General features: G+C 33.2%; 24 protein-coding genes. All 24 read left to right on the forward strand.

All coding sequences use genetic code 11. The annotated features are described in order from the left end of the window. The first annotated feature begins 11 nt into the window (after window positions 1-11). The 24 genes from ACM6HU_RS14825 to ACM6HU_RS14940 all read left to right on the forward strand — a co-directional run bounded on the left by ACM6HU_RS14825 (window position 12) and on the right by ACM6HU_RS14940 (window position 25,656). A complete protein-coding gene (locus tag ACM6HU_RS14825) occupies window positions 12-1,124 on the forward strand; it encodes a glycosyltransferase family 1 protein (RefSeq protein WP_016112643.1) in 1,113 nt (370 codons plus the stop codon). Window positions 1,125-1,152: 28 nt separating this feature from the next. After that, complete coding sequence (locus tag ACM6HU_RS14830) at window positions 1,153-2,055, forward strand: glycosyltransferase family 2 protein (RefSeq protein WP_016112642.1); 903 nt, start codon at window positions 1,153-1,155, stop codon at window positions 2,053-2,055. Window positions 2,056-2,207: 152 nt separating this feature from the next. Further along, window positions 2,208-3,275, forward strand: a complete 1,068-nt coding sequence (locus ACM6HU_RS14835; RefSeq protein ID WP_077294185.1) for an EpsG family protein — start codon at window positions 2,208-2,210, stop codon at window positions 3,273-3,275. Between the two features lie 60 nt (window positions 3,276-3,335). After that, complete coding sequence (locus tag ACM6HU_RS14840) at window positions 3,336-4,103, forward strand: glycosyltransferase family 32 protein (protein WP_016131144.1); 768 nt, start codon at window positions 3,336-3,338, stop codon at window positions 4,101-4,103. Beyond that, window positions 4,096-4,713: an acyltransferase gene (locus ACM6HU_RS14845; protein WP_016112639.1), complete on the forward strand. Its 618-nt coding sequence runs from the start codon at window positions 4,096-4,098 to the stop codon at window positions 4,711-4,713. Before ACM6HU_RS14840 ends, ACM6HU_RS14845 begins: the two co-directional genes overlap by 8 nt. Window positions 4,714-4,803: 90 nt before the next feature. Next, a complete protein-coding gene (locus ACM6HU_RS14850; protein ID WP_077294179.1) occupies window positions 4,804-6,006 on the forward strand; it encodes a glycosyltransferase in 1,203 nt (400 codons plus the stop codon). Window positions 6,007-6,247: 241 nt separating this feature from the next. Next, a complete protein-coding gene (locus ACM6HU_RS14855) occupies window positions 6,248-7,279 on the forward strand; it encodes a glycosyltransferase (RefSeq protein ID WP_077294176.1) in 1,032 nt (343 codons plus the stop codon). Between the two features lie 18 nt (window positions 7,280-7,297). Further along, complete coding sequence (locus tag ACM6HU_RS14860; RefSeq protein WP_016131140.1) at window positions 7,298-8,458, forward strand: polysaccharide pyruvyl transferase family protein; 1,161 nt, start codon at window positions 7,298-7,300, stop codon at window positions 8,456-8,458. A gap of 13 nt (window positions 8,459-8,471) precedes the next feature. Beyond that, window positions 8,472-9,662, forward strand: a complete 1,191-nt coding sequence (locus tag ACM6HU_RS14865) for a glycosyltransferase (RefSeq protein WP_088093744.1) — start codon at window positions 8,472-8,474, stop codon at window positions 9,660-9,662. A 12-nt stretch (window positions 9,663-9,674) separates the two neighbouring features. After that, on the forward strand, window positions 9,675-10,868 hold the full coding sequence (locus ACM6HU_RS14870; protein ID WP_088093745.1) for a glycosyltransferase: 1,194 nt from the start codon (window positions 9,675-9,677) through the stop codon (window positions 10,866-10,868). 53 nt (window positions 10,869-10,921) lie between these two features. Continuing rightward, complete coding sequence (locus tag ACM6HU_RS14875) at window positions 10,922-11,482, forward strand: acyltransferase (protein ID WP_016112634.1); 561 nt, start codon at window positions 10,922-10,924, stop codon at window positions 11,480-11,482. A gap of 39 nt (window positions 11,483-11,521) precedes the next feature. Continuing rightward, window positions 11,522-12,703 carry a glycoside hydrolase family 88 protein gene (locus tag ACM6HU_RS14880; protein ID WP_016112633.1) on the forward strand — a complete coding sequence of 394 codons (1,182 nt, stop codon included), beginning with the start codon at window positions 11,522-11,524 and terminating at the stop codon, window positions 12,701-12,703. Between the two features lie 41 nt (window positions 12,704-12,744). Further along, complete coding sequence (locus ACM6HU_RS14885; RefSeq protein WP_249922695.1) at window positions 12,745-13,905, forward strand: acyltransferase family protein; 1,161 nt, start codon at window positions 12,745-12,747, stop codon at window positions 13,903-13,905. A gap of 279 nt (window positions 13,906-14,184) precedes the next feature. Continuing rightward, window positions 14,185-15,066 carry a glycosyltransferase family 2 protein gene (locus ACM6HU_RS14890; RefSeq protein ID WP_016112631.1) on the forward strand — a complete coding sequence of 294 codons (882 nt, stop codon included), beginning with the start codon at window positions 14,185-14,187 and terminating at the stop codon, window positions 15,064-15,066. A gap of 1 nt (window position 15,067) precedes the next feature. Then, complete coding sequence (locus ACM6HU_RS14895) at window positions 15,068-16,615, forward strand: lipopolysaccharide biosynthesis protein (RefSeq protein ID WP_016112630.1); 1,548 nt, start codon at window positions 15,068-15,070, stop codon at window positions 16,613-16,615. A 478-nt stretch (window positions 16,616-17,093) separates the two neighbouring features. Beyond that, complete coding sequence (locus tag ACM6HU_RS14900; RefSeq protein ID WP_016112629.1) at window positions 17,094-17,690, forward strand: sugar transferase; 597 nt, start codon at window positions 17,094-17,096, stop codon at window positions 17,688-17,690. A 13-nt stretch (window positions 17,691-17,703) separates the two neighbouring features. Further along, a complete protein-coding gene (locus ACM6HU_RS14905) occupies window positions 17,704-18,336 on the forward strand; it encodes an acetyltransferase (protein ID WP_088093747.1) in 633 nt (210 codons plus the stop codon). A gap of 13 nt (window positions 18,337-18,349) precedes the next feature. Next, window positions 18,350-19,519 carry a DegT/DnrJ/EryC1/StrS family aminotransferase gene (locus ACM6HU_RS14910; protein ID WP_016112627.1) on the forward strand — a complete coding sequence of 390 codons (1,170 nt, stop codon included), beginning with the start codon at window positions 18,350-18,352 and terminating at the stop codon, window positions 19,517-19,519. A gap of 1,009 nt (window positions 19,520-20,528) precedes the next feature. After that, window positions 20,529-22,466 carry a lasso peptide isopeptide bond-forming cyclase gene (locus ACM6HU_RS14915; RefSeq protein ID WP_016112626.1) on the forward strand — a complete coding sequence of 646 codons (1,938 nt, stop codon included), beginning with the start codon at window positions 20,529-20,531 and terminating at the stop codon, window positions 22,464-22,466. Between the two features lie 14 nt (window positions 22,467-22,480). Next, complete coding sequence (locus tag ACM6HU_RS14920) at window positions 22,481-22,612, forward strand: paeninodin family lasso peptide (RefSeq protein ID WP_000808480.1); 132 nt, start codon at window positions 22,481-22,483, stop codon at window positions 22,610-22,612. 107 nt (window positions 22,613-22,719) lie between these two features. Next, window positions 22,720-23,649 (forward strand): aldolase, encoded by a 930-nt coding sequence (locus ACM6HU_RS14925; RefSeq protein ID WP_088093748.1) that lies wholly within the window; start codon window positions 22,720-22,722, stop codon window positions 23,647-23,649. Continuing rightward, entirely contained in the window at window positions 23,649-23,948 is a 300-nt protein-coding gene (locus tag ACM6HU_RS14930) for a lasso peptide biosynthesis PqqD family chaperone (RefSeq protein WP_000095761.1), read from the forward strand. The genes ACM6HU_RS14925 and ACM6HU_RS14930 overlap by 1 nt, the downstream gene beginning before the upstream one ends. 45 nt (window positions 23,949-23,993) lie before the next feature. Continuing rightward, entirely contained in the window at window positions 23,994-24,446 is a 453-nt protein-coding gene (locus ACM6HU_RS14935) for a lasso peptide biosynthesis B2 protein (protein ID WP_088093749.1), read from the forward strand. 22 nt (window positions 24,447-24,468) lie between these two features. Further along, on the forward strand, window positions 24,469-25,656 hold the full coding sequence (locus ACM6HU_RS14940) for a nucleotidyltransferase family protein (protein WP_016132427.1): 1,188 nt from the start codon (window positions 24,469-24,471) through the stop codon (window positions 25,654-25,656). The last annotated feature ends 1 nt before the right edge of the window (window position 25,657 follow it).

A 25,657-nucleotide genomic window follows, 5' to 3' on the forward strand; every position in this document is an offset into this window, starting at 1 on the left:
GAGTGGTACTCTTGAAACCTATTCGTATACTTCAAGTAGTTACCGTCATGAATCGCGGCGGGCTTGAAACTATGTTGATGAATTATTATCGAAGAATAGATCGTAGTAAGATTCAATTTGATTTTATGGTACATAGAACAGATAAGGGACATTATGATGATGAAATAATGAAGCTTGGCGGGAAGATTTATCGAATGCCACAGATACGACCTGGAAATTATCGCCGTTATTTTAAATTACTCAAAGAGTTCTTTGCTACTAATCCTGAATATAAAGTAGTACATTCCCATATCAATGAGAACAGTAGTTTTGTATTAAGAGCAGCGAAAAATGCAGGTGTTCCGTGTCGTATTGCGCATAGTCATTTAAGTGATTTAGGTATTGATATAAAACTTCCTTTTCGACTATATGCAAGGTTCACAATGAAAGACAATCCGACTGCATATTTTGCATGTTCGAAAAAAGCAGGAGAATGGTTGTTTGGAAAGAAACAGACAAATTCTAATGAAGTAACAGTTCTAAATAACGCAGTGAATGTTGAAGAATTTAAATATAATGAAAGTAAAAGAAATAAAGTAAGAGAAGAAATTGGGGCAAATGATAATACGTTAGTTATAGGGCATGTAGGAAGATTTAATAAGCAAAAGAATCATGAATTCTTAATAGATATTTTTCATGCTGTACATAAAAAGAACCCAGAATCCATACTGACTCTCATAGGAGAGGGTACCCTACGCCCAAGCATTGAAAAAAAGGTAGCTGACTTAGGTTTGTCTTCTAAGGTCAGATTTCTAGGAACTAGAACCGATATCCCGCAATTGATGCAAGGATTTGATATTTTTCTTTTTCCTTCGCTTTTTGAAGGCTTGCCAGTTGTACTAGTGGAAGCACAGGCTGCTGGTTTAAATTGTGTGGTGTCTGATGCAATTACTAGTGAATCTAACTTGACTGACCGAATGAAATTTATAAGCTTAAAGAGTTCAACGGAATTATGGGCAGATTCTATTCTTTCCTCATCATTAGAGCATGAGGATACAACGAATGTAATGCAAAATATGGGTTATGATACGGCTACTATGGCAAACTGGCTGACAGATTACTATTATGCACATGCCTATAAATAATAAAAAACTTGATGCAGGAGGGTTTGCAATGACACCACTCTTAACCGTTTTTACGCCTACATATAATCGTGCATATACCCTTCATTTATGTTACGAAAGTTTAAAAAGGCAAAAATGTAAAGATTTTATTTGGTTAATCATTGATGATGGATCTACTGATAACACAAAGGAACTTATTGATACGTGGATTGCAGAAGATGTCGTTCCCATTCGTTATCATTACCAAGAAAATCAAGGTATGCACGGAGCACACAATACCGCTTATGAATTAATTGATACAGAGTTAAATGTTTGTATAGACTCGGATGATTATATGGCTGAAGATGCTGTTGAAAAGATTGCTTCATTTTGGAAGACACATGGAAGTAAGAAGTTTGCTGGAATAGTCGGATTGGATGCGAAACAGAATGGAGAGATCATTGGAACTAAAATGCCATCTAATGTTAAATCTTCCACATTATCAGGCTTGTATGGTCTTCATGGGGTTAGAGGCGATAAGAAACTAGTTTATCGTTCGGAATTGACAAGAAATTCTTTGCCATATCCTATATTTTCAGGAGAAAAGTACTGTCCGCTCAGTTATAAGTATATTTTAATTGATCAACAATGTCCTTTACTCATTATGAACGAAGTCTTATGCCATGTGGAATATTTAGATGATGGTTCAAGCATGAACATGATTAAACAATATAAGAAAAATCCGCGTGGTTTTTTATTCTTCAGAAAGGTTGCTATGCAGTATGCTCCTTCTTTTAAGGAGAGATTTCGAGAATCCATACATTATGTATCTAGTAATCTGATGATTAGAAATTATGCTTTTCTTAAAGAATCACCATGTAAGGGTACTACTTTCCTGGCGATACCTTTCGGGATTCTTCTCTATCTTTATATACAGAATACAAGTAATAAAACCGTTTCGAAGCGCCATTAAGAAGCTGAAGATATACCGGTAATTGTTGTGTAAGCTTGTAATAATTGGCTAATGAATCTGTTAATATATTTATGTGTAAATATATCTATTTTCTTCAGTGCTTTTGCATGTCTAAGTTACTTGCTTGTTTGCTGCGTGGAAGGAGTTATGGAATGACTATATTATGGATAAACCTTTTTGTAGTTTACATTTTATCTTTTTTTTCAAGATATTCTGCAAAGAGCATGAGCAATGGGATCGTTCCGGTTCAACCAAATAAAATGCTTAGTTTCTTGGCAATGGCATCTCTTGTTATTGTATCGGGACTTAGAAACAATATTGGTGATACTTATTTTTACATGTATTCCTATGCCCACAATGAATTCAGTTGGAGCAATATTGATTTCTCAGGGGATTTTGGGTTTGATCTTTTACAGATGTTTCTGCAACACTTCTCAAAAGATCCGCAGATAATGGTATTTTTTGTCGCCTTAGTGACAAATGTATTAATTGTAATAACTCTTTATAAATACTCCCGGATGTTTGAATTAGCCTTATTTGTATATATTACAGGTGGAATGTATTTAGTTTCCATGAATGGAATCAGGCAGTTTTTAGCAGCATCTATTGTCTTTCTGGCCACAAAATATATTTTTAATGGAAATTGGAAAAAATATATTTTAATTGTACTTTTAGCAGCTATGATTCATAAGTCAGCGCTTGTTTTAATTCCAATTTACTTTTTGGTTAGGAGAAGGGCTTGGGCATGGGATACGTACGTATTGCTGTTCTTCTCGGTCATTATAGTAATTGGGTTTAACCAATTCTCATCAGCTTTGTTCTCGGCATTAGAATCAACTCAGTATGGACACTACAAGGACTTTGCAGAGGGAGGAGCAAACGTATTACGTGTTGCAGTTAGTGCTGTGCCAATAGTTCTTGCATATCTTGGAAGAGAAAAATTAAGAGAAGTCTTTCCGAAAAGTGATTACATTGTAAACATGTCTTTAATTGGTTTAGTGTTCATGATTATTTCAACGCAAAATTGGATATTTGCAAGATTCACCATTTATTTCAGTTTATATCAATTAATTTTAATTTCATGGATTGTTGTATTATTTTCTAAAAAGGATAGAAATTTCGTATATTACGGACTTTTATTGTGTTATCTCATTTATTATTTTTACGAGAGTGTAATAAGTTTAGGTATCATTTATACAAGTAAATATATATCTTTATAGATTTTTCAGTAACCCCTACTTTTAAGTATAAATTTAAGCATAACGGGGAGCGTGTATCAATTGGAGAACGTGAGGAAAATTCCATCAATCATACATTATTGTTGGTTTGGTGGTGGAGAGAAACCTGAGATCGTACAAAAATGTATAGATAGCTGGAAGAAGAACCTCCCAGAATATGAAATTATTGAGTGGAATGAAAATAATTTTGACATAGAATGTAACTTATATGTCAAAGAAGCTTATGATGCGAAAAAATTTGCATTTGTAAGTGATTATGTAAGAGTATATGTTCTTTATAAGTTTGGAGGTATTTATTTAGATACCGATGTAGAGGTATTCAAACCTTTTGATAATATGCTCCATCATGATTCATTTTGGGGATTTGAACAGGAAAATTACATAGCGACAAGTACTATAGGAGCTATGAAAGGAAATAAGCTGATCAAAATGTTTTTGGATTCATATGAAGGAAAAGGATTCATCAAAGAGGATGGAAAACATGATGATTTAACCAATGTGGCGGTTGTAACTAATATACTAAAAAATGCAGGATTGAAATTAAATGGAGAATATCAAGAAATAAGCGGTATGGGAGCTTTTTATCCACAAACTTATTTTTCTCCATATGATTATATCAATTGCAGAAAATTTATAACTGAAAATACATATGCAATGCATCATTTTTATAAAAGCTGGTTGCCTCCTAAAGTAAGAATCAAGGGTAATATAAAATTGATTTTAGCGAAAATAATAGGTGGAAATAATATTGCTAGGCTAAGAAAATATGTGATAGGAAAAGAAGCTTTTAAGGAGAATACACATGATTAAGATATTCAAGAAAATAGTTCAAACGATAGTTGCAGAAAGCCGTAATAGAGGACTGTACTTTACTATACTAATGAATATTTCACATGTAATTGGTGCATTAAGAGGTGCCTTCTATAAGGCAATATATTTTCGTAATATAAAGTGTTCAATCTTTTTTCTTCAAGCAAATAGCAAGATTGAGATTTTCAATAAGCGTTCAAAAGTCAATATTGGAAAGTTTGTATTTGTAAGAAAGAATGCCAGCATTAGACTGGATTTTGACGGAGTATTAGATATAGAAGAAAAAGTATTTATTAATGATAACTGTAATATCAACTGTGTAAATAGAATATCGATTGGAAGAAGTACAAAGATAGGGCCAAATGTGTGTATTAATGACCACGACCATAATTATAAAAACCCTGCAGATAGCCATCTGGTAAAAGGTGAGGTAAAGATAGGGAAGAATGTTTGGATTGGTTCTAATGTAGTTATATTGAAGGATACTGTTATAGGCGATAATACCGTAATAGCCGCCGGAAGTGTTGTAAAAGGGCATATTCCTTCTAATACGTTATTTGTGAATAAAAGAGAGAATATGTGTATTGATCGCACTAGTTTAAGCAGCTAATAAAAAGTTTATTCCATATGAATTCATATACTGCGATTGCTTTCATTTACTTACATCAAAACAAAACAAAACATGAACGTGAGGAAGCGTATGAAAAAAAATGTTTTAATCTCTATCTATGATATGGAAATTGGTGGAATAGAAAGAAGCTTAATTAATATGCTGGAAAGCTTCGACTATGATACATACAACATAGATTTATTGATATTTAATCATACCGGAGAGTTCTTAAATTTAGTACCTAATAAAGTTAACTTACTACCACAAATAGGTGGATATACCGTCTTTAGGAAGTCAATTGTGCAATGTATACGTGAAGGATATTTTGGGGCAGGAATCACAAGAATAATAAGTAAGTATATGGCAGGGAGAATATCAAAAAAAAGACAGTTAAAGGAAGGTTCGGGATATATTCAGATGCAGCTTGTGTCAAAGTATGCAGCATATTTTTTGCCTAAACAGAAAAAAAAGTATGACTTTGCGATTAGTTACGCATGGCCACATGATCCTTTAGCTGATACTGTAAGTGCTGATAAGAAGATAGCTTGGATTCACACAGATTATAGCACACTAGAAATTGATAATAAAATTGATTTTGCTATGTGGAATAAGTTTGATTACATAGCATCTATATCAGATGAATGCACAAGAGCATTTTTGACTGTATATCCATCGCTAAAAGATAAAATTTTACAAATAGAAAATATTACTTCACCCAAATTTATTCAGAAGATGGCTGAAGATACTGTAAGTTTTAATAAACAAAGTAACAGTGCTTTTAATATTTTATCGGTTGGAAGGTTGTCATATGCGAAAGGGTTTGATGTTGCTATAAAAGCCCTTAAAGCATTACATAATAAGGGGTTAAACAATATAAAATGGTATGTCATAGGATACGGATCGGATGAATCTAACCTTAAGGAATTGATAAAGGAACAACAGTTAGAAGACAGTTTTATACTATTAGGCAAACAAACCAACCCATATCCGTATATGAAGTTATGTGATTTATACGTTCAGCCGTCCAGATATGAGGGAAAGGCAGTTACGGTTACGGAAGCTAAAATCCTTGAAAAGCCTATATTGATAACTAATTATCCTACTGCAGCCAGCCAATTGGATGATGGAATTGAGGGCATTATATGTGATTCAAGTGTAGAGGGGTTAGTCGAAGGCATCGAAAGTTTCTATAGAGATGATGAACTAAGGAAAACATTAATCAATAATTTGCGATATAGAGATTACAGTAATAACGCTGAGTTGAATAAGCTATATAAAGTTATCCCGCATTAACGGGTAGTAAGACCTCCACCTCAAAGTTCGGCGAAAACAAAGGAGTTAGGTGGGGGATCAACTGCCCGTAAAAGCCCGATTCGTTCAACTAATAATTAGTGGGGGATGAAGAAAACCCCCACTAATTAAAGTTTTACTTTATAGGCGCCTAAACAATCAATACATCAAGTATAGGAGACAACAATAAAGGTGTATTTATGATGATAGCGTAAGAGATTTCTCGTAAAGGTGTGATTTAGGCATGAGCCAAAAAGTAAGTGTAATAATACCAGTTTATAATGCAGGGAAATATATCACTCGGTGCATAGAGTCACTTTTAAATCAGACACTCCAAGAGTGTGAGTTTATATTTATTAATGATGGATCGATAGACGATAGCAGAGAAATCATTGAGGGATATAAACAAGTAGATGACAGAATAATACTTATAAATCAAGTGAATCAAGGTGTAAGTATTGCAAGAAATAAGGGCTTATATTTAGCCGCTGGAGAATATGTGGGATTTGTTGATGCTGATGATTGTATAGAAAAGGATATGTATGAAACACTATATAACTCAGTAAAACAAAGTAATTGTGATGTAGTTATATCAAATTTTAAGGGCGAGGCGGAAGGGCATAAGGTAATTACAACATATCCATTTCCTATAGATATTGTTCTTGAAAAAGATTATATAGAGCAAGAAGTATTACCTTATTTCCTTAAGGCAGATAATTTAAATACTGTTGTAAATAAGATCTATAGAAATAATTTAATTAAAGAAAATAACGTTAAATTCCCAAGCGGAATTGCATTGGGAGAAGATGGAATGTTTAACGTTGAATTCTTTAGTGTTGCAACTCGTATGAAATATGTAGATTATGTAGGTTACCATTACAAGGAGGTAGCTGGTAGTGCTACCAGAAACATATCCGAAAAAGATTATTTTCAGAGGGCTGTAGAAGTATATACTATGGAATTACCCCAAATATATACTGATAAAATTGATAGAGTAAGAATAAGTAAATTAAGGTCAATAAAGTTTATTAATAGTGTAATGTCCTATATACATGTTTATTTTACACCATCTAAAGATGTAAGTTTCAATAAGCGGTATAAATACGTAAAAAGTATGATACGAAATAAACATGTGAGAGAGGCACTACCTATATATTATAGTGAAATTTATAACAAGCTAGGAAGATATGAGCGGTTAATAATAAATTTAATAAAGAGACAATCAACTGTTGGGCTGTATTGCGTTACAGCTTACAGTAGATTCAGAAATAAATAATAGTGAGGGAGTTTAAGTATGAAAATTATGATGTTTGCCCATGGTGGAAGTCTTAATAGGGGATGTGAGGCTATTGTTCGTTCCTCTACTAATATCATAAAAGAAAAGGTAGATGAAACAAAGATATATTTGGTATCAAGTAAGCCTGAAACAGATAAGATTATAACAAAGTTAGATGGAATATATGATGGTTCTACTAAGAATATAGCGAAGTACTCATACGATTGGTGGATGGCTTTACTTAAAGTAAAATTGTTTAATGATGAATCTTATGCAATAGCTAAAATGGAAGATAATATAATTAAACATATAAAGAATATGGATGTATGTTTATCTATAGGTGGAGATAATTATTGTTACGGGGAACAGCCTGCATTGTATGAAATAAATAAAAAAGTAAAAGCAGCAGGAAAGAAGTTAGTGTTATGGGGATGTTCCATAGGTGAAGAGGATATGTCTGAGAGAAAGTTAGGAGACTTAAAACAGTTTGATTTAATATTAGCTCGTGAAACTCTTACCTATAATATGTTGAAAAACAAGGGACTTAATAACGTTAAATTGTGTGCAGATCCTGCATTTACCATGGAGAAAGAAGAGCTGGAATTACCTAAAGGATGGCAAGAGGGCAATACAATAGGTCTTAATTTTAGTCCACTTGTATGGAATAGAAACAAGGATTCACAAGTTGCAGTAAGAGATTTAATTAACCATATACTAGATACTACAGATTCAACAATTGCTCTCACACCGCATGTTATGCAGGATGGGAATAACGATTATGAAGTTCTGTATACATATTATGAGGAATTTAAAAATACAGGTAGGGTAATTATATTACCAAACAATTTAAATGCAATACAATATAAAGGGTATATAGCTAGGATGCGATTCTTTATAGGAGCTAGAACACATGCCACGATAGCGGCTTACTCAAATTGTGTTCCAACTATGGTATTGGGATACAGTATAAAATCGAAGGGAATAGCTAAAGACTTATTTGGGGAAGAGAAATTAGTCTTAAATATAGAAGAAATATCTAATAGTAATAAATTAAAAGCTAAATTCGATGAGATGGTAAGAGAAGAAGATCAATTGAAGAGCAAACTAGAGCAAACTATGCCTAATATTAAAAAAATGTCATATAAAGCGGTAGAATACTTACAAGAATTAGCTAAGTAAATCGAGGTATATTATGAAAAAAAAATTATTATTTGTTATGCCTAGTCTATCTGCTGGTGGTGGAGAAAAGAGTCTAGTAAACTTATTATCTCAAATAGATTATCAGTTATATAATGTAGATTTATTTTTGTTTAACCATGAAGGTATATTTATGGAATTTGTACCAAAAGATGTACAAATTTTACCTATACCAGAAACATATAAGACGTTTACTTTACCTCTGTTTAAATCGGTCAAAACGTTTTTATTAAAAGGAGAAATATCACTAGCCTATAATAGATGTATGTTCACCATAAAGAATAGAGCAGGAAAAAATACATCGATAAAGGAACAATACAGCTGGAAATATATCGCTAAGTCTTTAAATGAAATTGAGAAACAGTATGATGCTACTATAGGGTTTTTAGAAAAAACCGCTACATATTTTTGTGTAGATAAGGTGAAAGCACATAAGAAAATAGGATGGGTACATATTGACTATAATAAATTAGGGATGGATTCGAACTTTGATGCTTTGTACTTCAGAAAGCTAAACAATATAGTTACAGTATCGGAAGAGTGTGCCAATATCCTAAAAAACAGATTTCCTAATCAAAAAGATGAGATAAGCGTTATTTATAATATTGTATCACCGACAATGATACATAAAATGGCTAACCAGGAAAATAAGGATGTTTATACTAAGAAAGATAATGAAATTATTATACTTTCAGTAGGTAGGCTGCACTACCAAAAAGGCTTTGAAATGGCTATAGAATCCTGTAAGAAACTAATAGATAAAGGGTATAAAGTAAAGTGGAATATTATAGGCGAGGGCGAGGAAAGAGAACAACTGACTAATTTGATAAAAGCAAATAAATTAGAAAACAATTTCAAATTGTTAGGATTAAAATCTAATCCTTATCCGTATATAAAACAAGCAGATATTTATGCACAGACATCTAAATTTGAAGGGAAATCTATAGCAATTGATGAGGCGAAAATATTGAATAAGCCTATACTTGTTACTGATTTTAGTACCGCGAAAGATCAAATTGACAATGAAATAAATGGATTAATTGTAGATATGAAGCCGGAGGCTATTGCAAAAGGAATTGAGAGGCTTATAAAAGATACAGAATTAAGAAAAAAATTAGCAAATAACCTTTCGAAAGAGAAATTAGGAACGGAAGAAGAAATATATAAGTTATATGAAATTCTATAATGGGTGAGGTTCATGAAAAAAAACATATTATTTATAATGAATAATTTAAATTGTGGTGGGGCTGAAAAAGCCCTAATTTCTTTATTGGGCGTTATAGATTATTCTAAATACAAAGTGGATTTATTTTTATTTAAGCATGAAGGAATATTTATAAATAAGTTACCAAAAGAAGTCACTCTATTACCTGAACCAATAAAGTATAAATATTTTGATATGCCTATAAAAAAGTCTTTGACAGAATTAATGAAAATAGGAGATTTTAAAACGACATTTTCTAGAGGAGTATTAGGGTATCTGGCTAAGACAGAAACGAATGGAGCTATAATCGAACAAAAAATATGGAAATACATGTCGAAATCAATAGATGAAATTAATAAGGAATATGATGTAGCGATAGGATTTCAAGAAAAAAACCCTATATATTTCTGTGTAGACAAGGTAAACGCGAAAAAAAAGATTGGATGGATACACACGGATTATAATAAATTGGGGATTGATTATAGTAAAGAAAAATTTTATTTTGGTAAACTAGATCATATAGTGACTGTATCAGAAGAGTTAGTTAATATTTTAAGGGATAATTTCCCTGAATATAGAAAGAAAATTGGATGTATACACAATATAGTTTCTTCAAGAATGATAAGGAAAATGTCATTAGAGAAAGTTGATTTTAAAGAAGAGAACGATAGAAGTATATCATTAATTTCGGTAGGAAGATTGGCTAAAGAAAAGGGATTAGATATCTCTTTAGAAGCATTTAATATACTCGTAAAAAAAGGGTACGATCTTAAATGGTATTTGATTGGAGAAGGCAACGTAAGAGAAGAACTTGAAAGACGTATAAGGGAAGAAAAACTAGAAAAAAGAGTAATTTTATTAGGTATAAAAGAAAATCCATATCCATACATAAAGCAAGCAGATATATATATACAGACATCCAGATATGAAGGGAAATCTATTTCTATAGATGAGGCAAAAATACTGGCAAAACCAATATTAATTACTAATTTTGAGACAGCTAATAATCATATAAGAAATAATATCAATGGAGTAATTGCAGAGATGAACCCTATGTCAGTGGCAAATCATCTTGAGTTATTAATAAAAGAAGAAAAATTAAGAAGTAAGTTTATCGATAATCTCAAGAAAGAAGAATTAGGGACAGAGGATGAAGTGAATCATTTGTATAATTTAATAAACAGTTAAGTGTAGCGTTTAAAAATAAGTTAAATAATGAAATACATTCACTGGAGGCAATTATGTTTGATCGGATAAAAAAATCTTTAATGGTAAGATTAGGAATGGTATCTCTTGAGGATTTAACGGTAGAAGCGTGTTTGCAAAGAGGTATGAAGGTAGGAAAAAATTGTAGTGGATTAGCTGGAAGTACAATTGACTATGCTCATTGTTGGCTAATAGAAATAGGTGATAATGTTACATTTGCACCTCAAGTCTATCTCCTTGCACATGACGCCAGTACGAAACGGTATTTAGATTATACAAAAATAGCGAAAGTAAAAATAGAAGACCATGCATTTATAGGGGCAAGGGCTTTAATTATGCCGGGGGTTACAATAGGGAAAAATGCTATTGTGGCCGCGGGAAGTGTAGTAACAAAATCGGTTCCGGAAGGGTGCATAGTTGGAGGAAATCCTGCGAAAATTATTGGGAAAACAAAAGATTATATCAATAAGCACAAATTAAATCTAAAGACAGCAAATCGTTATGATAAAAACTGGACAATAGGTGAGAATATCACACCAGATATGTGTACTAAAATGTCAGAAGAATTAGGTAGTACTGTTGGATATGTTAAATGAGTATTTAAATTATTTTCACGTTGAAAGGGCAATATAAAGATGATATTTCAAATTTTGAGCTATATTGTAATTTTTATTATTTTAATGGTTATTACCATAGACTTAGTACCTGTAATAAAAGATTGGGTACTGAGAATTCATATGGGGAGATATGAAGATAAACCCATATGGAATGAGACTATAACTAAAAAAGGGTCTAAGTGGTTACTAAACACACCAAAAATAAAAGTAACAGACAATACAAGATTAGTTGTAATAGATATGTTGAAAGGGAATTATACGAAAAGCACGATACAACATTGGCAAGAAGCATCATTAGTATTAGGCTTATCTGAGTATTTAAAACATAATGATGATAAGGAAATGAAATCTGAGATTGAAAAATTTTTGAATTCGAAATTTGATAGTAATGGTCAATGGTTAGAAAAACCTAAGCATATAGACGGAGCTATACTTGCTTACGCTATTATGAAGTTGGAATATATTGATATAAACAAATACAAAAAAGCATTAGATTATACATGGGAAATGATTAAGGATCATATAGGTGAGGACGGCACAGTAGAATATAGGAAGTTTATGAAAAGCTACAGATATGTAGATACTATAGGGTTTATATGCCCCTTTTTAGTTTGTTACGGTACTAAATTTAACAAAGATGATTGTATAGATTTAGCAGTGAAACAAATTAAAGAGTATGAGCAATATGGAATGTTAGACAAACATTCACTACCATGTCATGTTTACAAGATTGAGAATAAAGTTCCTCTTGGATTATACGGATGGGGAAGAGGACTTGGTTGGTTTGCTATAGGTCTTATAGATGCATGGAATGAATTGCCACAAGATAGTAAATATAAATTTGCTTTCGAAGAAAGTGTTAAAAGATTCGCGGAAGCTGCAATGAGCTTTCAACAAGATAATGGTAGTTGGAATTGGACTGTAACTAGAAATGAGAGTAGGTCTGACTCTTCCGCTACAGCTACGCTAGGCTGGTTTATGTTAAATGCCTCAAAGATAGATAAGGTATCAAAAGAATGCCTAGATAGCACAGAAAAGGCTATGAGTTATTTAATGAAAGTTACGAGGAAAGATGGGGCAGTTGACTTTTCTCAAGGCGATACAAAAGACATAGGGGTGTATTCCACACTGTTCAATATATTGCCGTTTACTCAAGGGTTCTGCATTAGATTAATCAATTCATATTTAAGTAGGAACTAAACCTTCATCTCCTTTACTCATATTTGTATGAGGCAACTTTATTGATAAAGAAAATAAATGATTTGAAAATTCGAACCGTTTATTTTTGGGGAAATGAGAAAGGCGGGAATCATATGTTAAACTCTTTAACGTCATTTAGGTTTATTGCTGCGCTAATGGTTTTCTTATTTCATATGGGTGTGTTTAGCCAATATCAATTAGGTTCAGCGGGCGTTCAATTCTTTTTTGTTTTATCGGGCTTTATTTTAGCTTATAACTATCATTCTAAATTTACAGAGCTAAATAAACACAGTATCAAAAAATTCTATAAAGCAAGATTTTCTAAAGTATATCCAGTTCATGTATTAACCTTTCTTCTTTCTGCACCATTAGTTATTTTATACTTTCACCCTAATAGTTTATATTTTATAAAACTTGCTTTTATGTCAATCATTAATTTGCTATTGATACAAAGCTTCGTACCTAGTCAGGGTACTTATTTCAATTTTAACGGCGTTTCGTGGACATTATCGGTTGAAGCTTTCTTTTATGTTATGTTTCCTTTTCTGCTATGGGCATTTATGAAACTTAAAGTTAAAAAGAACATCATTACATCCATATTGGTATTCTTGGTAGTATGGATAATTTTATTTCTATTGAATAAAAACTTGGATGAAGATAATCCATTTTTTATTTGGATACTACATATTTTTCCGGTTACTAGATTGTTCGAATTTTCAACGGGTATACTTTTGGGATTGATTTATATTGAAAAATCCGATAAAGCAAACTTTAACAAAAACATATTTACTGTTTTAGAACTACTATGTTTACTTTTATCCATTGCCTTATTATCGTATTCGATAAAATTAGATGTAGGAATTGTTCGTGGTGTTTATTTTGTCCCACTATGGTGCTTGTTAATTTTCACCTTTTCATTTCAATGCGGTATATTTTCAAAATTATTATCACAAAGGCTATTTGTTTACTTAGGTGAAATTAGTTTCTCATTTTATATGATTCACCAAATAGTGATACGATACTTGGACTTCTTGAAGTTAGAAAATACATATAGTTTTGTGGTTTGTTTAATAGTTTCTTTATTGTTAAGTGCAGTAATTTATCAATTTTATGAAGAGCCGTTACGTAAGAAAATTCGTTTTGGTTTTCAAAAAAAACATCAAAAGATACAAGTGCCTTTACCAAAAGAATTCCTTAAATAAGAGATTTTTATAAAAGATTATTGTTAAATGTAGTCCTAGAAAACAAACATTTTCTTCTTCATAGCTCGAAAAAATTAATATCTAAAGATAACAAGTAGAATAAAGTGTAATAGATTTAGTACGTAAACGAGAGGGAGTATAAATGGATTTTCTTTTTGTGATATTAAAAGATATATTTTCATTTGTAGAAGTTAAGCCTTGAAATAGGCAAATAATTAACTGAAATGATTACTGTGAATAGATGGAAAGAAAAAGTTAGGATAAAAATGAGGGGATTAAATGAGAATAACAGTATTCACTCCAACATACAACAGGAGTTATATCATAGAGAAATTATATAGATCGTTACAAGAACAAACATATACGGATTTTGAATGGCTAGTTATTGATGATGGGTCAAATGATAATACAGAGGAATTATTCAAGATGTGGAAACTAGAAAAAAACCCATTTCCCATACGGTATTATAAAGTCAAAAACGGAGGGAAACATAGAGCGATTAACAGGGCTGTCGATTTGGCTGAAGGTGAAATGTTCTTTATAGTGGACTCTGATGACAATCTTACAGAAGATGCTTTAGAAAGTATAGTAAGTTGGGAAAATAGCCTAGAAGATAAAAAGCTATTTTGTGGTGTTTCGGGTAATAAAGGGGGGAGTGTTGAGGACCTCGTAGGGACAACATTTGAAGGTAAATATATTGATGCAACTTCACTTGAACGGAATACATATAATATAACGGGAGATAAGGCTGAGGTTTTTTATACCGATATATTAAGGAAATACAAGTTTCGTGAGTTTGAAGGGGAAAAATTTATGACAGAGGCTACAGTATGGAATAAAATGGCTTATGAAGGTTATAAAATAAGATGGTTTAATAAAACAATATATATATGTAATTATTTAGAGGATGGTTTAACTCAAAATATGAAGGAGATATTCGCCGGAAGTCCTAAAGGTACAGCATATTATATGAAGCAGCAAATTGAATTTTATAAGTGTGGTCCAAAGGGTAGATTATCCTATTATAATTTATATTACGATTTTGTTAAGTCTAATTTAAATGTAAAGAAGGCTGCAGAATACTTAGGTATTCAACCGGTTACTTTAATGGCGGCTATCTTTTTAGCTAAATGTAAAAAAATTATATCAAGAAGGTCTTAAAATGAGGATAAAAAACTCCATAATTAATATATCTGCTGGGATCGGAAACCAAATCATTGTTACATCTTTAAGCTTCATTTCACGAACTGTATTTATCAATAGTTTAGGTATTGAATATCTAGGTATAAATGGATTCCTTACTAATATATTATCCATGCTTTCTTTAGCTGAGGCAGGGATAGGTGCTAGTATAATGTATAGTCTTTATAAGCCGGTTGCAGAGAACGATCAAGAAAAGATTAACGTACTTATGAGATTGTATCGGAAAGCATATATGGTAATCGCCTTAATTGTCTTGTTACTTGGATTGTCCTTGATGCCATTTCTTGGTTATTTCATTAAAGATTCGAATGTCGAAAATATCCATTGGATCTATCTTATTTTTCTATTCAATACAGTGGTACCTTATTTGTACATGCATAAGAATTCATTCTTAAGTGTTTCGCAAAAGGGTTATATTGTAACAGGAATATATTCTATATCTTCAATTGCATCTGCTTGTCTCAAGATTGGAATACTTCATTTTACAAAAAATTATATTCTATACTTAGTTATTGATAGTGTGATAACAGTCGCTACTAGCATTGTTTTGGCAATTATAGTCAACAGGATGTATCCATTTTTAAAAGAGAAAGTTTCGGGTGTATTAGATGCTGAAACTAAAGAGAAAATTGTTAAGAATGTGAAAGCAATTGTACTACAAAACATAGGGAATTATTTAGTATTGGGTACTGATAACATTATTATATCTTCATTTATCAGTGTGGCGGCAGTCGGGTTATATTCTAATTATAATATGTTAATAGATATTTGTAGAAACTTTACTTATCAAATCTTTAATAATACATATCATAGTGTAGGGAATTTAGTAGCGGAGGAAAGCGTAGAGAAAGTTTATAGTGTGTATAAAGTCTATATGCTTTTAAATTTTTGGCTATACTCATTCTTCTCTATACTTTTATGCATTACAATAGAACCTTTTATCACTTTATGGATTGGAACAGAGTATCTTATGAGCAAAAGTGTGTTGCTTGTATTAATAATTATTTTTTATGAAAGGGGCATGAGGAATTCCATAACGACTGTAAAAACTACAGCGGGTGTTTTTCATGAGGATAGATATGCGCCTTTGGTTCAAGCTGCTGTTAATTTAGTAATTTCTATTGTATTAGTTAAGTATATGGGAATAATAGGTGTCTTTATTGGTACACTTGTAAGTGTGCTTGTTGTTCCTTTCTGGATTACTCCTTATTTAGTATACAAAAATGTATTTAATAGGTCTGTAATGGATTATTTCTTGAAATACTCCTACTACGCAGCGATAGGTATAGGAACGTATTTTATTACAAGTTTTTTGAGCAATTTCACGTTATCAGGCAATTTCTTGGAATTATTGTTAAAGGGAATGATTTGTATCATAGTTCCTAATGTGATTTATATATTGATTTTTCATAAAACAACAGAGTTTAAATATTTATTTGGGATTATTAGAGGGATTTCACAAAAGTTATTAAAAAAATTCAATTTAAACAAGAAAATTTCTTATTAATTTTAACTAAGCTATTGTTAAATTCTATTACCATACGTTTTAGAGAAAGCCCTGTGAACTATAGACTATGGAATGAAGCCTTTCTTAGTTCATACTGACTGGTTAGGGAGAAGGTGATGACTACGGCCAAATATGTATTCAATGATGTATCTATTGGCACAAGTACAAATGCTAGATTAATAGATAATACTATCATTAACTGAATGTAGAAATAATAAACCGCTATCTTTGTATAAAAATATAGCGGTTTTATTATGGGCTTAGGCGTCCGATACTTTAGGAAACGAAGGATTGTATCTATAACATGCTGAGTGAAAAAATTTATAGAAGAATATACACTGCAAATGACTTTCATGTTATGTATATGAAACTAAGGGTAGGATTAAATTGGGGAGAATTACTAAAAAACAATTAGAAGATTAGAATCCTGCTCTGTGGGGAACTCTCCAAAAAATTTTCGATTGGAGTATAATTATTTATGAAAAGATTTTTTGATTTATTCGTTTCTTTATCATTATTGGTGTTACTGTTAGTTCCTATTAGTATAGTAGCCGTATTAGTTAGATGTAAGTTAGGTTCCCCCATCATATTTAAGCAGCAACGCCCGGGATTACATGGTGCGTCTTTTTCTCTTTACAAGTTTAGATCTATGACTGATGAGAAAGATAGCAACGGCAATCTGTTGCCTGATGATGTAAGGCTTACTAAGTTTGGGGGATTTCTTAGAAAGTGTAGTTTGGATGAGTTGCCACAGTTATTCAATGTTATAAAAGGAGATTTAAGTTTAGTAGGTCCCAGACCACTATTAATGGAATATTTAGAGTTATATACAGAAGAACAATCTAGGCGGCATATGGTAAGACCAGGAATTACAGGATGGGCTCAAGTGAATGGAAGAAATGCAATTTCATGGGAAGAGAAATTTGATTTTGATGTGTGGTATGTCGATAATAGGACTTTTTGGCTTGATATGAAAATTTTGTTGTTAACGGCAAAGAAAGTATTTAAGTCAGAAGGAATCAATCAGGTTGGGCATGTAACTGTGGAAAAATTTAATGGTACAAAGAATTCTTGAGGAGGTGAGATGGATGCGAATAATTATGATTGGGGCAGGTGGCCATAGTAAAGTAATCCGAGATATTATCCTATCATATGGAAATTATGAAATCATTGCGCAATTAGATGATGTGTATAAAGAGTTAAAAGTTGAGGATGGCATTTATTTTGGACCTATTTCTGCAGCTGTAAAGTTAATGGATGAGCATGTAGATACAAAGTTCGTGATAGCTATAGGGAATAACAGAACAAGAAAGATAATTATGGAGCAGTTAGAGATTCCCAGTCATCGCTATGCAACGCTTATACATAAACAATCTATTGTTAGTTTAAGTGCAAAGATTGGAGCTGGTACGGTTGTGATGCCCGGTGCAATTATTAATGCAGATGTTGAGATTGGGAATCACGTTATTGTCAATACAGGCGCTATTGTTGAACATGACAATAAGGTAAAAGATTTTGCGCATATTTCTCCTAATGCTGTATTGACTGGATCTGTTATTGTAGGGACAGGGGTACATGTAGGAGCAGGAGCTAATGTGATTCAAAATCTCACAATTGGAGATTGGTCTATTATCGGTGCGGGAGCAACAGTCATATGTGATATTGTAGCGAATTGTACAGCAGTGGGTATTCCGGCTAGGGTAATAAAAAAAGAATTATAGGAGAGTGTTTAAAGTGACATATTCGCAGGAAAAAACAAGAATCTATCTCTCCGCTCCACATATGAGCGGTAATGAACAAAAATATATAGGGGAAGCATTTGATATGAATTGGATTGCTCCACTTGGTCCAAATGTAGATGCGTTTGAAAGTGAACTTTCATCCCATGTTGGAGTTCTTGATGCGGCTGCAGTTAGTTCAGGAACCTCTGCTATCCATTTGGCACTTCGCTTATTGGATGTAAGAGATGGAGATACAGTGTTTTGTTCAAGTCTTACCTTTGTAGCGAGCGCAAATCCAATTTTATATTTAGGGGCTACACCAGTATTTATTGATTCAGAGCCTGAAACATGGAATATGTCACCGCAGGCTTTAGAATGTGCATTACGTGATGCAAAAGAGAAAGGGGTACTTCCGAAAGCAGTAATTGTTGTGAATCTATATGGACAAAGCGCTAAAATGGATGAGATTCTTTCGTTATGTAATACATATAATGTTCCAGTAGTGGAGGATGCAGCGGAATCACTTGGTTCTTCCTACAAAGGTAAAGCGAGTGGAACATTCGGAAAATTCGGTGTTTATTCATTCAATGGAAATAAAATCATTACAACCTCGGGCGGAGGTATGCTTGTTTCGAATGATGTCGAAGCATTGAGAAAAGCAAGATTTTTAGCTACTCAAGCAAGAGATCCGGCTCCACACTACCAACATAGTGAGGTTGGATATAATTATCGTATGAGTAATATTTTAGCGGGTGTAGGTAGAGCGCAGCTGCAGGTCTTACAAGAGAGAGTACATGCAAGAAGACGAATATTCGATAGATATTATCAAGAATTATCTCACATCCCAGGTATACAGTTTATGCCTGAGTTAGAGGATACTTATTCAAACCGATGGCTTACAGTTCTTACTGTAGATGAAGAAAAAACAGGAGTATCGATTCAGACATTACTGAAACAACTGGAAAATGAAAACATTGAGGCGCGTCCTGTTTGGAAACCTCTTCATATGCAACCGCTATTTGAGGGAATAACTTATTATTCTCATAGTGAACGTGAAGATATTGCTAGAAAACTATTTGAAACCGGTCTATGTCTTCCATCTGGATCAGGTATGACAGAAAAAGATCAGACAAGAGTTATTACATGTATTAAGAATATATTGACGGTAAGCGCTGGCATGTAAAGATAAAAAATAGAAAGAGCTTTAATTAAGAAAGGCATTAATGAACTAGGAGGATTTAATATCTCATTCAGTGCCGTTTTTGTGAAATTTCATTTTACGGAAAAAAATTTTTTTTGAATGAAAATCACAGCAATCCCTATAAAGAGTGAAATAGTAAGCGTACATAATCTTGTGGTAAATGCGAATTATATTTTTTGCTAGCATTATTAGTGGTAAACGCATATTATATCACCCCCTTTGTAAAAATGGTATACATATAAAAAGGTTATTCTCCTGTTTCGATTAAAGAAGCAGGAGAATAAAGTAATAGAGAACATAACACGTGAAAAATCAACTTTAATTAGTAGGTTAATAATAAATTATATAAAATATCATAGCACAGAAATTTTTAAAATATAAAAAGATGAAAATTCTCCTGTGTATTTGTAAGATATAATGTTTATCCTGCTATTTGTGAACATTAAGAAGATGGATGGAATGCTCGTAAAAGCTCGATTGATGAGATCAATATTCAGTAGGTATGTAGAACCTCCTACTGATTAAAGTTTTACTGTATTATTTGTTCTTACAGTTGCTAAAAAAGATACATAAATATTCATTTTTTTGAGTATATAGATGCTTGACAATACAATAGTGAAATGGTAATCTGATTTTATATTCTTTATAAAGAATATAAACGTTTTATTGGTATATTAAATTCAAGAATTTTTATTCATATAAAATTCAGATGGTAATATTTTGATTCGAATTAAGAAAATCAAACCTTTGTTCTTTTTTTGAGAAAATTAAAATGCAAGGGTTTACAATAGGATAGGTAACCTGGAAGCTTGAACACTTCAACTGAAAATAAATTTAAGGCTATAAAATCGGGCTTTAAAATTTGTTATGCGTAAACGAGGTAGTTTGAGGAAAGGTTTTTCTGGTATATTAATAACATTTTTTTGATATATCTGGTAATTGGCTTATCCATCGGGTTTTCCCTTAATTGTCTCGTAGTGGGAGGAAAAAAATGAGTGCAATAACCGGAATTTATCATTTAAATGGAGAACCGATACCACCTGAACATAGGATTGGAATCATGAAGGATTTATCTCGTTATCCAGGTGACAATACCGATATATGGCACAAGGAAAATATTTTTTTGGGCTCCCATGCAAAATGGATAACATCTGAATCTATTAATGAACAATTACCTTACTATGATTATGAAACACAATTGGTTATAACTGCTGATGCTATTATTGATAATCGCAATGAATTATTCGATAGATTGCAAGTAGAAAAGGTACATAGAAGAGAGATGCCTGATAGTAAGTTGATTTTACTCGCTTATCAAAAGTGGGGAGAGCATGTACCAAAGTATCTAATTGGTGATTTTGCTTTTATGATTTGGGATGAGAGAAAGCAATTACTTTTTGGTGCACGTGATTTTTCAGGAAGTCGGACTTTTTACTTTTACCGCAATCAAAATCAATTTGCTTTTTGTACTAGCATACAACCGCTGTTTTCTTTACCGTACGTCGGGAAGGAATTGAATGAGCAATGGTTAGCTGAATATTTAGCAATACCTAATATGCTTGATACAATAGATGCATTTTCAACAGTGCATAAAAATATAGAGCAAGTCCCCCCTTCTCATACTATCTCCGTAGTTAAGGGAAGAGTTAGTATTGCGAAATACGACACACTATTTGTAGAGGAGCAGTTGCAACTCAAATCAAATGAAGATTATGAAGAGGCGTTCAGGGACGTATTTGAAAGTGCAGTAACATCAAGGTTACGTACTCATCGTAATGTTGGTTCTCATTTAAGTGGGGGATTAGATTCAGGTGCTGTTGCTAGCTTTGCTGCGAGAGCCCTGCAAAAAGAGAACAAAAAATTATATACATTCAGCTCAGTACCTGCAGAAGGGTTTACTGATTGGACTCGTGGTCATACGATTGCTGATGAAAAGCCATTTATTCAAACTACAGTACAACATGTAGGGAATATTGAAGGGAATTATTTGAATTTTCCGGGAGAAAATTCTTTCTCAGAAATTGATGATTGGCTTGAGATTATGGAGATGCCATATAAATTTTTCGAAAATTCCGTCTGGGTGAAAGGAATTTATGAAAAAGCCCAACAACAAGGGATTGGGGTGCTCTTAAATGGAGCGAGAGGAAATTTCACAATCTCTTGGGGGCCAGCTTTAGATTATTATGCGATTTTACTTAAAAACTTCAACTGGTTGCAACTTTATCGTGAAATTGATTTGTATGGTAAGAACGTTGGGGTCAAAAAATCGAGAATACTGAAAGTTGTAGGGAAGAAAGCATTTCCATCGATAAACAACATGTTTTCCTCGGAACAGCAATACGAACTGCCAACGCTAGTTAATTCAGAACTTGCAAAACGTACTGATGTATTTAGAAAGCTTGAAGAACATGGTGTGAAAGTAACAGGGGCTTCTATCCCAAATATATATGAAATAAGGCAGAAACATTTTGAACAGCTAAACTTGTGGAATACAACGGGTACAAGTGGAACAAAGCTCTCCTTGCGCTATGGTTTACAAGGGCATGATCCAACGAATGACTTACGGGTAATTCGATTCTGTTTATCGTTACCACTCGAACAATTTGTTCAAAATGGCCTAAATCGTGCACTTGTCCGGAGGTCCACAAAAGGATTTCTTCCTGACAAAGTAAGATTAAATCAACGTGTGCGGGGAATACAGGCAGCTGATGTGGTTCATCGCATGATTCCTTCATGGAAAATGTTTATCGAGGAACTTCAGCAGCTTAGTAAAGACCCAGTGGCCTCTAACTTTTTTAATATAGAGATTATTAAGAGTGCGATTTTGAAAATTCAAGGAGAACCACAAGTAGAATACGTGTTTGATCCGGATTTTAGAATTTTAATGCGTAGTCTTATTGTCTATCGATTTATCAAAAAATATATTTGAAAGGGGGTGAAATTATGAAACAAGAATGGCAATCACCAGTATTAGAAGTGCTTGATATCAACATGACAATGGCTGGACCTGGAAAGAGACTTGTTGACCAAGTTTTTGAAGATGAGGATGAGCAAGGCGCACTTCACCACAGCTAATGCACTAATATTTAAATGAGATTTATATGCTTTACAGCCCTTATATAGTTTAATTACGGTATAAGGGTTTTTTTTAATCAATTTTTCAACTATTTGGAGTGAGAAAGATGATACATACTGTAAAGAAAGAGATTTACAAAGCCTTCGGATTAGCCCTATTAAGTGAGATTCCCCTGCCGGAATTGCCTCAAGTAAGTAATTACGAAAATGAAGTAGACGTAAAAATAGAAACTGCAGATTTGTCCCAATTATGGGGAGAGTTATCTTCTCCGAAGTCAGTATTTGTAGTTGAAGAAGAATTAATTATGTTTCAAATCCCCGAAACTGCTACGTTTTGTATTCAAAATGGAGAAAAAATTATTGTTTCACCTATGGAAGGGTCCGATCAAGATAAGATTCGGCTTTATATTCTTGGGACTTGTATGGGGGCATTGTTGATGCAGAGAAAAATACTCCCTCTGCATGGAAGTGCAATAGCCATCAATGGAAAGGCGTATGCTTTTGTAGGAAGATCGGGAGCTGGAAAATCAACTCTTGCATCAGCCCTTTTAAGCAAAGGCTATCAGCTTTTAAGCGATGATGTAATTGCTGTGTCTCTTTCTGAGGATAATACTCCTTTTGTTACACCATCTTACCCGCAACAAAAGTTATGGAAAGAGAGTCTTGATCAGTTCGGAATGGAGACAGCGCATTATCAACCATTATTTGAAAGGGAAACTAAATATGCGGTCCCTGTTACAGCTAACTTTTTCGAGGAACCATTACCATTGGCAGGTGTATTCGAATTAGTGAAAGTAGAAAACGGGGATGTTGAACTTCAGCAGATTGAAGGACTAGAGAGACTACGTACATTGCTGCGTCATACATATAGGAATTCATTAATCCCACGATTGGGGATGATGGAATGGCATTTTATGCATTCTACAAGTATCGTAAACAAAATAGATATGTTTCAATTGAGACGTCCTATTTCAAAGTTTACGGCACATGATTTAGTATCCAAAATTCTAGAGTCTTTAAAAGAGGAGGAAAAATAATGAGTAGTAAACAAACAATTTCATTACACAGTTTTGTTGTACAAGGTCAGGAAAATGTAGTGAGCGATATGGATGGGGAGAAAGTGATGATGAGCATCCATAATGGGAAATACTATAACTTAGGAGGTATAGGTGGTGAAATTTGGAGTTTAATTAATGAATTAATATCTGTCAATCAAGTGATTGATATATTATTGTCTCGATATATGATTGAAGAGGCAGAATGTAAGGAACAAGTACTCTCTTTCTTAAATCATTTGTATGCAGAAGGGTTAATCTCGGTTGATGAAAAACTTTGATCTTTAATTGAACGTTCCAGATTTAATAGATTAGGAGTAGGATCGATGAATATCATAAATAAAGCCAAAGCTTTCTTGTCGTTCGATATGGGAACAAAATTATTACTTATAGAAGCTTTCTTTTATTTAGGCTGGGCTCGTATTCTTAAAAGTATACCGTTTTCTAAAGCTGCTCCTATATTAGGAATTCATATGGCAGAAACGTCTTTAAGCCATGATGAATCGGAAAAGATTACGTTAAGGAAAATTTCTCAAGCAGTGCATATGATGAGCCGTTATACATTTTGGGAAAGCCAGTGTCTCGTTAAAGCTATCGCTGCAATGAAAATGTTGGAGAAGCGACAGATTGAAAGCACCCTTTACTTAGGGACCGCGAAAGATGAGACAGGAAATATGATTGCCCATGCGTGGTTACGTAGCGGGCCCTTTTATATTACTGGCGTAGAAGAAATGAAGAGGTTTACTGTTGTTGGTAAATTTGCAAAAAGGATAGGGTAAAAAAATCTTGAAGGAGAATGAGATGTATACCGGTTGTAATCTTGATTTGAGTCATTTACCTAAAGAACTAAAATTGTTACTTGAAATTATAAAGAAAGAAGATAAAGAGATACAAGAAATCCCGGGAGACTGGTTCATAAATATTGATTGGAACAAATTTTTGAAACTGGCGCTGCATCATCGTATGTACGCGTTCATTTATCCAAAAATGAAATCTATTGATAAACAGTTAGTTCCATCAAATGTTATGCAAGTATTAAGTACATATTTTAAAAGGAATACATTCCATATGCTTCATTTAAGTGGGGAAATGGGAAAGGTAAGTAAATTATTTGCTGAAAACCAACTTCGACTTCTATTTTTGAAGGGCCCTATTCTTGGCGCAGACCTATATGGAGATGTTTCCCTTCGAACATCAGGGGATCTGGATGCCCTTGTTCCTATAGATGATCTTGGAAAAGTGAACGAATTACTTGTAAAGAATGGTTATGTCAAAGAGGATGATTTTCCGACGGTTATGAATGAATGGAAGTGGAGACGCCACCATACAACTTACATGCATCCGATAAGTAAGGTGAAATTGGAGATTCATTGGCGACTACACCCAGGACCGGGAAAGGAACCACGCTTCGATGAGTTATGGGGGCGAAAGAGGACGAGTCCTGTTACAAATTATCCTGTCTATTTTTTAGGTAGAGAGGATTTGTTTATGTTTCTTGTGACTCATGGGACTAGGCATGGTTGGTCCAGGCTTCGATGGTTAACAGATATTGACCGTATGGTAAGGCAAGAAATAGATTGGAAAGAACTTACTGTTCTGTTGAAAAGATATGGATGTAAGCAGCTGGTAGGTCAGGCGCTTATTTTATCTTCTGAGCTTTTAGATACTCTTATAATAGAAGAAGAGGCAAAAGTATTAATGTCAGGGAGAAGGGTAACGCAATTAGCACAGCTTGCTATATATTACTTGGAAAATATGATTAACTTGCATACAGATCCCGTTCCAGAAGAAGTTTCAAAATATCATGAGCGATATTTATATTTGTTAAAGACAAGCTCTCAAAAGCTACTGTTTCATCTTAGTTGGTTGTATCCTTATCCTCAGGATGTGGAAACTTTACCACTGCCAAAACAACTGCATGTTTTATATTTCCCTTTGCGGCCGATTTTATGGATTTGGAGGGAAATGAGGTACCGTAAGGAGAAGTGAA

It is taken from the genome of Bacillus sp. IT-79MI2 (genome assembly GCF_949768135.1).
Lineage (GTDB): Bacteria > Bacillota > Bacilli > Bacillales > Bacillaceae_G > Bacillus_A > Bacillus_A pseudomycoides.